The sequence below is a fragment of the Mesorhizobium sp. M1A.F.Ca.ET.072.01.1.1 genome, assembly GCF_004023325.1.
GTDB lineage: Bacteria > Pseudomonadota > Alphaproteobacteria > Rhizobiales > Rhizobiaceae > Mesorhizobium.
Genome location: NZ_RZSF01000296.1, coordinates 1 through 8,501, shown reverse-complemented (window position 1 = coordinate 8,501; position 8,501 = coordinate 1). Strand labels below are relative to the sequence as shown.

Sequence of the window (8,501 nt, the reverse complement as noted above, 5' to 3'; positions counted from 1 at the left end):
GACAGCCATTCGCCAGCTTTCCGAAACGATGATCAACCAGATCGCCGCCGGCGAGGTCATCGAGCGTCCCGCAAGCGTGGTGAAGGAGTTGGTCGAGAATGCGCTCGACGCCGGCGCGTCGCGCGTCGAGATCGTCACCGCCGGCGGCGGGCTCTCGCTCATCCGCGTCACCGATGACGGCTCGGGCATTCCCGAGCGCGAATTGGCGCTGGCAGTTGCCCGACACTGCACATCGAAGCTGTCGGACGATATCCACGACATCCGCTCGCTCGGATTCCGCGGCGAGGCGTTGCCATCGATCGGCTCGGTGGCCAGGCTTTCGATCCGCTCGCGCACGGCCGCCGGCGACAGCGCGGCCGAGATCAGCATCGAGGGCGGCCGGGTGTCGGCCGTCAAGCCGGCGGCGGCCAATCGCGGCACCACCGTCGAAGTGCGCGACCTGTTCTTCGCCACGCCGGCACGGCTCAAATTCATGAAGGGCGAGCGCGCCGAAAGCTCGGCCACCGGCGACGTGGTGAAGCGCATCGCCATCGCCTTCCCCGCCGTGCGCTTCACGCTTGCCGGGTCCGACCGCTCGACGCTGGAGCTGCCGGCGACCGGCGACACGCCGGAAGGCCGGCTCGCCCGCGTCGCGCAAGTCATGGGCGCCGACTTTCCCGACAATGCCATTGCCATCGATGCCATGCGCGACGGCGTGCATCTTGCCGGTCATGTCTCGATCCCTTCCTACACCCGCGCCAACGCGCTGCAGCAATATGCCTATGTCAACGGCCGGCCGGTGCGCGACAAGCTGATCGCCGGCGCGATCCGCGGCGCCTTCGCCGACGTGCTGCCGCGCGACCGGCATGCGGTGACCGTGCTGTTCCTTTCGCTCGATCCGGCAACCGTCGACGTCAACGTCCACCCGGCCAAGGCCGATGTGCGCTTCCGCGATCCGGGCCTGGTGCGCGGGTTGATTGTCGGCGCCATCCGCGAGGCGATGGCCGGCGCCGGCATCCGGGCCGCGACCACCGGCGCGGCCGGCATGATGGCGGCTTTCCGGCCCCGCGCGGCGTCCTATTCGAATCCCGGGCCGGCCAATGGCCACCGCAGCTATGAGGCCGCTTTTCGCGCCTCCGGCTCCAGCTTTGATCATGGTTCGACTTTGGCGCGCTCGCCGCAGCGGCCGCTCGACATGGGCGAAGCGCGGCCGGCGCGAGGCGGCTTCGCCGAGAACGATCAGGCTGCCTTCGACACCGGGCCGCTGGCAAGCGCCGACGCGCGGGCGGGCATCGCCGAGCCGGCCGAGGCGCTGCTCGGCACTGTGCTGGGCGCGGCGCGCGCTCAGGTGCATGAGAACTATATCGTCGCCCAGACCCGGGATTCACTGATCATCGTCGACCAGCATGCCGCACATGAGCGCCTCGTCTACGAGGCCTTGAAGAACGCGCTGCACTCTCGCGCCGTGCCTTCGCAGATGCTGCTTTTGCCCGAGATCGTCGACCTCCCGGAAGAGGATGCCGAGCGGCTGGCGATGCATTCCGAGACGCTCGCCAAATTCGGCCTCGGCCTGGAGCGCTTCGGCCCGGGCGCGGTGGCGGTGCGCGAGACGCCGTCGATGCTCGGCGAAACCAATGTGCAGCAACTGGTGCGTGACCTCGCCGACGAGATCGCCGACAACGACACGGTCGAGACGCTGAAGGAACGGCTGGACAGAATAGCCGCGACCATGGCTTGTCACGGCTCGGTGCGCTCGGGCCGCCTGCTCAAGGCCGAGGAGATGAACGCGCTGCTGCGCCAAATGGAGGCGACGCCCGGCTCCGGCACCTGCAACCATGGCAGGCCGACCTATATCGAGCTGAAACTCGCCGACATTGAAAGATTGTTCGGGCGAAGGTGAGCGCGCCAATTCCCCTAACCCAGCCTCGCTTCACTCCGCTGACTCTCCCTATGGGAGAGGAGACCTTCAGCGCCAGCACCAACCTGTTCTCGTGGCCGAGTAGCGGCCAGATAAAGGTCCGCTCGAGGCGGCGCTTTTCTTGAGTCAGGAACCGGCCTCAACCCTTTGACTTACCGCTTCAAATTCACCACGATCACACCGCCGAGCGCCAGCGCGCCGCCGAGCATGCCGAGGAGAGTCGGTACTTCGCCGAGCCAGAAGAAACCGATCAGAGCGGAGGTCGGCGAGACCAGATAGAGGAAGTTCGAGGCGCGCGCGGCCGGCAGGCGCGACAGCGCGGTGGCCCAGGCGGCGTAGGCGATCAGGCTGGGCACGATGCCCAGATAGATGACGGCGCCGAGGCCGGCGATGTCGGCGACCGCGGCCTGCGAAAACGCTTCCGCCAGGAAAGGCGACAGGCAGAGCGCGCCGAGCACCATGTTGGAAGCGGCGATCGTCAGCGGATGATGGCGGGCAAAGAGCGGCTTCTGGACGATGGTGTTGACGGCCGAGCAAAGGGCGGAGCCCAGCACCAGCAACGCGCCGGTGTTGAAATGAAGGCCATGGCCGTCCGCCACCGCGATGATGCCGATGCCGGCAAACGAGATCACCGTGCCGAACCAGGCCATGCCGGAAAAGCGCTCGCCGAGCAGCGCCATGGCCATGATGGCCGTGAAGATCGGGCTGACATTGATGATGAAGCCGGCGGCGCCCGCCGAGACGGTGAGCTCGCCGAAATTGAGCATGGCGGTGTAGAGCGCGACGAAGATGGCACCGCCGAAGCCGAAACGCCACAGCTCATCGATCCTCGGCAGCGCCGGACGCTTGACCGCAAGGAAGATCGCTGCCGGCACGGCCGCGATGGCGAAGCGCAGCGCCCCGAGCTCCAGCGGCTGGAAGGCGGCAAGGCCAGCGCGGATCGCCGGGAAGGCAGACGCCCAGCCGACCACCGTCAGCGCCACCGCGATCGCGGCCGTGGTGTCCATGCGCTGTGTCTCATTCAACGTGCCGGTATACGCGCTCATTGCCGAATCCTCGTCCTTCAGTGTCATGGAGAGAGAAAACGCCATTGCCCGCCGATTGACAAACGAGCAATTCGAGGGTCAGCTGTGAGCATGCCTCACAGCTCTGACCAGCTATTGCCGCTCGAGACTTTGCGCGCCTTCGACGCGGCGGCGCGGACCGGAAGCTTTTCCGCAGCGGCCGAAAGGCTCAACCTCACCCATGGCGCGATCAGCCGTCAGATCGCCAAGCTGGAGGACTGGCTCGGGCTCAAGGTGTTCGAGCGCAACGCGCGCGGCGTTACGCTGACCAATGAGGGCAACCGGCTGCACCTGCGCACCACCGAGGCCTTCGCGCTGATCTCGGTCAATTCCGATCGCTGGGTCGAGCCGCGCGGCACCGCGGTGGTGCGGCTGGCTTCGATCCCTTCGGTCAGCGGCCTTTGGCTGATGCCGCGCATGGCGGCGCTCGAAAACAACCCGACCCGGCTGCGCATCGTGCTCGACGTCGACAACCGCCAGGCGGACCTTGCCGACGAGGGCATCGACCTTTCGGTGCGCTGCGGGCGCGGTCGCATTCCGGGCCGCGTCTCGGTCCAGCTTTTCGAGGAGCACCTCTTCCCGATCGCCTCGCCGGAGCTGGCGGAGGCGACCCGGACCGGCTGCTCAAATTGCCGCTGATCAACGATTCCGACGCGTCCGCCTGGCGCGCCTGGTTCGCGGCACAGGAGGTCGATTATCGCCCGCGCCCGCAGGACCGGCGTTTCGAGGACTACAATCTGGTGCTCGACGCGGCGGCGCACGGGCTCGGCATCGCGCTGGCGCGGCCGCCGCTGACGGCAGACCAGTTGAAGTCGGGCCGGATTGTTCCCGTTGACGAGCGGGTCGCGCTCAATCCGGTGTCCTACTGGCTCGACCGCCCGGTCGGCCGGCCGCGCGCGGCCGCCGCCGATCTCGCCAGGCGCATCGCCGAACAGGCGGGCCTGGCGCCGGAGAAGCTCGAAGCCTTCCTGCAGGACGAGGACTAGATCGCCCGGATCAGCGAAGCAGCATCAGCACGATCGAGGTGGTCGCAGCCGAGACGACGGCCGTCACGATCGATATCATCCACAGCGGCGTCTGGCCGGGTTCGGATCGCGGGGCATGGCCGGGGCTGCGAACGCCGCCGCGCGGCGGCGCATTGGCGTTGGCCGCTACCAGCACTCCGGACGCAAGCACCGGCGAGAACGAAGAGGGCGCCGCCACGACCCTTGCGGTGCCATCGGCGGCTGGCGGTGGAACCTGGGGCAGCGCCCGCGAAGGCTGATCGGCGTCAGCCGCCGACCTGCCAGCCGGAGACTTCGTCGAGGCGCCATCAGTGCCGGCATCGGATTCCAGGACGGCTCTGTAGGCGTTCTCGATCTCGGCCGAGGACAGACGCTGAGTTGGTTGAGCGGCCGGCAACGTGCCGTTCAGCGCCTGCGCGGCCACCTGTGCGGAGGACACGACGGACGGCGCCGGCGGCTGGACGAGCGCCTTGACCAGCGCCGCGGTCGCAGGTTCGGCCTTGGGCGACGGCACCGGCTGCGGCGCCAGCGCCTCTTTCAGCAGCGACGTCACGCTGGCGTTGGTGATGTCCATGGCGCTTCCCGACAACCATTGTGCCAACCGGCATACTACATGAGCATTGCGCCAAGCTTGACCTTGCCTTCGATTTGTGGCGATTGAACCCCTATGAACCTATGCGCCATTCCATGATGAACCGTTTTGAAGGCCCCGGCGGCAAGGAAGCGCGCATCCGCTATCTCGACGGCGACTTCCAGGTGACGAGCCCCGGCGCGTTCGTGCGCTGCGCGGTGACCGGCGAGAGCATCCCGCTGGACGAGCTCAAATACTGGAGCGTCGCCAGGCAGGAGCCATATGTGAACGCGGCAGCGTCGCTGCGGCGTGAGATCGAGGCGCATCCGGAACTGCGCAAGCGGGGGTAGAACCTCCTAGGATGAGGACGGTCTCATCTTGCGCTGCCGCCATGCATCCAGCGTCTCATTGATGATGCGCTCCGGCACGTGGTCGATCTCGAACACGGCGTCGATCTCAAGCACGTCGAGCTGCTCCAGGAAGCCGGCGGGTGCGGCGCCGTGGCGAAGCCGCGCGGCATCCTTTGCCGTGGTGACAAGCCGAAGCCCCTCGCGCTTGGCAAGGGCCGCCAGATCGGCAAGCTCGTCCGCGGCGTAGAAATGATGATCGGGAAAAGCGCGCGACAGCGCGACCTCGCCGCCGGCGCCGCGCAGCGTATCAAAGAATTTTTCCGGATGGCCGATGCCGGCAAAGGCAAGGAAGCGCCCGCCGGCAAAGCGCGCCGGGTTCGCCGGCTCGACATGGGCCAAAAAGATCGGCCGGCCGGCGCGCGCCGCCTGGCGCACCACCGTATCGGCGGCGCTCCCCTCGCCCATCTTCAGCAAGCCGCCGGTGAAGACCAGCTGATCAACGATCTTGGCCCGGAGCGGGCCGCCCGGAATGACTCGGCCATTGCCGATGCCGAAACGCGCGTCGACCACGACCAGCGCGTAGTCGATATGGATGCGCGCCGACTGGAAACCGTCATCCATGATCAGGAAGTCGCAGCCATGGTCTGCCATCAGCAGTTTGGCGCCGGCGGCGCGGTTGGCCGTCACCGCGACCGGCGCATGTTCGGCAAGCAGCAGCGGCTCGTCGCCGACATGCTTGGCCGCGTCGTGATGCGCATCGACGACATGCGGCTTGGCGAAGGATCCGCCATGGCCGCGCGACAGGAAGCCGGGCGTGAGCTGCATGCGCTTTGCCTGTTTCGCCAGCGCGATGGCGACCGGCGTCTTGCCGCTGCCGCCAACGGTGAAGTTGCCGACGCACAGCACAGGTGCCGCGACCTTCTCGCGCGGCGCGTGCCGCATGCGGCGCCCAGCCACCATTCCATACATCGCGGACACCGGCGAAAGCGCCAGCACGCGCCAGTCCGGCTTTTCCCACCAGAAGGGCGGCGCTTCGCTGGTCATGGCGCGACCTCCGTGGCGCATGACCCTTTCCAAAGATCGGATCCGAATTTTTGGGCCATGCGCTAGCGCCCGTTGGCGCCTTTCAGGCGCGCCTTGACGACCAGCGGCTGGATGTAAGGCTCGAGCGACTTCAGCGTGCGCTGAAGCGCGCCGCGCATCTCGTCGACGGTCGCCGCGCCCGCCGCCATCATCTCGTGGCGCACCGCCTCGTTGCTCAAAAGGAAATTGACGGCGCCGGCCAGCATGTCGCGGTCGCGCACCAGCTTGGCGCCGCCGCGATCGAGCAGGCGCTGATAGGCTTCGCGGAAATTCTGCACGTTGCGGCCGGCCAGCACCGCCGTGTCGAGCATCGCCGGCTCCAGCGGGTTCTGGCCGCCCTCGGAGGTCAGCGAGCGGCCGACGAAGGCGATCTCGGTCAGCCTTAGATAAAGTCCCATCTCGCCGATCGTGTCGCCGAGCAGGATATCGGTGTCGGACGTGATGCGGTCGCCCTTGCTGCGGCGCGCGACTTTCAGCCCCATGCCGGATATCTGCGCGGCCAGCGCGTCCGCGCGGTCGGGATGGCGGGGCACGACGATGGTCAACAGTCCAGGGTGGCGCTTGTGCAGGGTCGCATGGACTTCCGCCGCGGCGACCTCCTCCCCGTCATGGGTCGAGATCGCCGCCCAGGTCGGGCGTAAGCCGATCTGGCGCTGCAGGATCGCCAGCGCCCGCTCGTCGACCGGCGGCGGGTTGGTGTCCACCTTGAGATTGCCGGAAACGGTCACCGGCCTGGCGCCGAGGACGCGGAAACGCTCGCCGTCGACATCCGACTGGGCAACCACATGGGCAAGGTTCTCGAACAGCGCCTCGGCGACGCCGGCGCGCTTCTTCCACGACCGGAAGGAACGGTCCGACAGCCGCCCGTTGACCAGGACCTGCGGCACGTTGCGCGCGCCGAGTTCCAGGATGGTCATCGGCCAGATCTCCGATTCGGCTATGATGGCCAGCTCCGGCAGCCAGTGATCGAGGAAGCGGCTTACCGCGGGCTTAAGGTCGAGCGGCACATATTGGTGGATGATGCGGCTGCCAAGCCGCTCGTCGGCGACCTTGGCCGAGGTCACGGTGCCGGTCGTCAGCACGATGTTGACGCCGTAATCGAGAATGCTTTCGACCAGCGGCACGACGGCGATCGTCTCGCCGACGCTCGCGGCGTGGATCCAGATCACCGGTCCTTCCGGACGCGGACGGCCGGCGACACCGTAGCGCTCGCGGCGGCGAACGCGGTCTTCCTTGCCGCGCGAGGCGCGCCAGGCGACATAGGGTCCGATCAGCGGATAGGCGACGGCCCCGGCGTAACGGTAGGCGGTCAGGGCCGCGCGCGCCCAGCGCTCGCTCATTTGTCGCCGTCCACGAGGCGGTAGGCCTCGGCGGTTGCGGCGTTGAGCGAGGCGGTGACCTCCTGGCGCTTTCGCTCCATCTCGGCGTCGTCGGCGTTGGACGGCACGAACACCGGCTGCCCGACGACAACGGCGGAGCGGCCGAACGGCAGGTTGATGGTGGTCTTGTCCCAGCTCTTTTCCAGCACCTTGCGGCGGCTAGTGGCGATCGCCGAAGGCAGGATCGGGCGCCCGGAAAGCCTGGCCAAAAGCACGATGCCCAGCCCCGCGTCGCGCGGCGTGCCATGCGGAATGTCGGCGATCATCGCGACATTCTTGCCGGCGACCAGCGCTTTCTTGAGCGCAATCAAGGCTTTGGCGCCGCCTTTGTCGAGATGCCTCGAACTGTCGCGGCCACCCGAGCCGCGCACCGCCTCGATGCCGAATCTGTTCAGCATCAGCGCGTTGAGCTCGGCGTCGGCACTGCGCGAGACCATGGCGACCAGCGGCCGGCCCTTGGGATAATAAGCCGGCGTCAAGAGATGCTGGCCATGCCACAGCGCGATGATGCCCGGTTCGAGATGCGCATAGGCGCCGCCGGCGACCTGCGTCGACCCTTTCACCAGCGGGCTGGTGATGCGAATCAGCCGCACGAACCAGGCGAACAGGCTGGCGATAAAATTCTTGACGAATCGCGACTGGGCGAGCGGCTCTCGGATGCGGCGCCACAGCGTGCGAGTCCCGCCCCGCCCGGCGGCGCGCCCCGTCGCTCCTTTCACCGCTTCATGCTCCATCGAAGTCAACCGGCTGCCTTTGTTTCCGGGTCGAGCAACCGGTGCAGGTGAACGACGAAATAGCGCATATGGGCATTGTCGACGCTGGCCTGCGCCTTCGCCTTCCACGCGGCGTGCGCCGATTGATAGTCGGGGTAGATGCCGACGATGTCGAGCGCATCCAGATCACGGAACTCGGTTCCACCCAGCTTTTTCAGCTCGCCGCCGAACACCAGGTGCAAAAGCTGTTTCTTTCCGTCTTCCACGGCCATGCCGATCCTTCGCAGATTCATGAATTTTGTGAAACGTTTAGACCAAAGCCGCCGATTTTGAAACCGTGGGCCGACTCACCCTTGGTCAGCTCCGGCAATGACGCCGGCCAGGACGCGCAGCAGTTCGCCGCTGCCGGCGGCGAGCGCGCCATGGTTGATAACCTCGCC

The 8,501-nt window shown here is 67.2% G+C and carries 8 protein-coding genes and 1 pseudogene; 3 read left to right on the top strand and 6 right to left on the bottom strand.

What is annotated here, in order from left to right; genetic code table 11:
* The first annotated feature begins 7 nt into the window (after window positions 1-7).
* A complete protein-coding gene (gene mutL, locus EOA32_RS29130; RefSeq protein ID WP_245499414.1) occupies window positions 8-1,879 on the top strand; it encodes a DNA mismatch repair endonuclease MutL in 1,872 nt (623 codons plus the stop codon).
* 170 nt (window positions 1,880-2,049) lie between these two features.
* On the opposite strand, the gene EOA32_RS29125 is transcribed toward mutL, so the two are convergent.
* A complete protein-coding gene (locus EOA32_RS29125) occupies window positions 2,050-2,943 on the bottom strand; it encodes a DMT family transporter (RefSeq protein WP_128373554.1) in 894 nt (297 codons plus the stop codon).
* A gap of 90 nt (window positions 2,944-3,033) precedes the next feature.
* Between EOA32_RS29125 and EOA32_RS29120 the strand changes: the two are divergent.
* Window positions 3,034-3,947, top strand: a pseudogene (locus EOA32_RS29120) (LysR family transcriptional regulator).
* Between the two features lie 10 nt (window positions 3,948-3,957).
* Here the strand turns inward: EOA32_RS29120 and EOA32_RS29115 are convergent.
* Window positions 3,958-4,539 carry a hypothetical protein gene (locus tag EOA32_RS29115; RefSeq protein WP_067000453.1) on the bottom strand — a complete coding sequence of 194 codons (582 nt, stop codon included), beginning with the start codon at window positions 4,537-4,539 and terminating at the stop codon, window positions 3,958-3,960.
* A 113-nt stretch (window positions 4,540-4,652) separates the two neighbouring features.
* Here EOA32_RS29115 and EOA32_RS29110 point away from each other — a divergent pair, with 113 nt between their 5' ends.
* A complete protein-coding gene (locus EOA32_RS29110; protein ID WP_067000947.1) occupies window positions 4,653-4,886 on the top strand; it encodes a DUF2093 domain-containing protein in 234 nt (77 codons plus the stop codon).
* Window positions 4,887-4,892: 6 nt separating this feature from the next.
* Here EOA32_RS29110 and lpxK read toward each other — a convergent pair whose 3' ends face one another.
* From lpxK to EOA32_RS29090, 4 genes are all read right to left on the bottom strand, one after another.
* A complete protein-coding gene (lpxK, locus tag EOA32_RS29105) occupies window positions 4,893-5,930 on the bottom strand; it encodes a tetraacyldisaccharide 4'-kinase (protein ID WP_067000450.1) in 1,038 nt (345 codons plus the stop codon).
* A gap of 62 nt (window positions 5,931-5,992) precedes the next feature.
* On the bottom strand, window positions 5,993-7,309 hold the full coding sequence (gene waaA / locus EOA32_RS29100) for a lipid IV(A) 3-deoxy-D-manno-octulosonic acid transferase (protein WP_067000447.1): 1,317 nt from the start codon (window positions 7,307-7,309) through the stop codon (window positions 5,993-5,995).
* Window positions 7,306-8,082 carry a lysophospholipid acyltransferase family protein gene (locus tag EOA32_RS29095; RefSeq protein ID WP_067000444.1) on the bottom strand — a complete coding sequence of 259 codons (777 nt, stop codon included), beginning with the start codon at window positions 8,080-8,082 and terminating at the stop codon, window positions 7,306-7,308. Before EOA32_RS29095 ends, waaA begins: the two co-directional genes overlap by 4 nt.
* Before the next feature lie 5 nt (window positions 8,083-8,087).
* Complete coding sequence (locus EOA32_RS29090) at window positions 8,088-8,333, bottom strand: DUF4170 domain-containing protein (protein WP_040973997.1); 246 nt, start codon at window positions 8,331-8,333, stop codon at window positions 8,088-8,090.
* Window positions 8,334-8,501 lie beyond the last annotated feature (168 nt).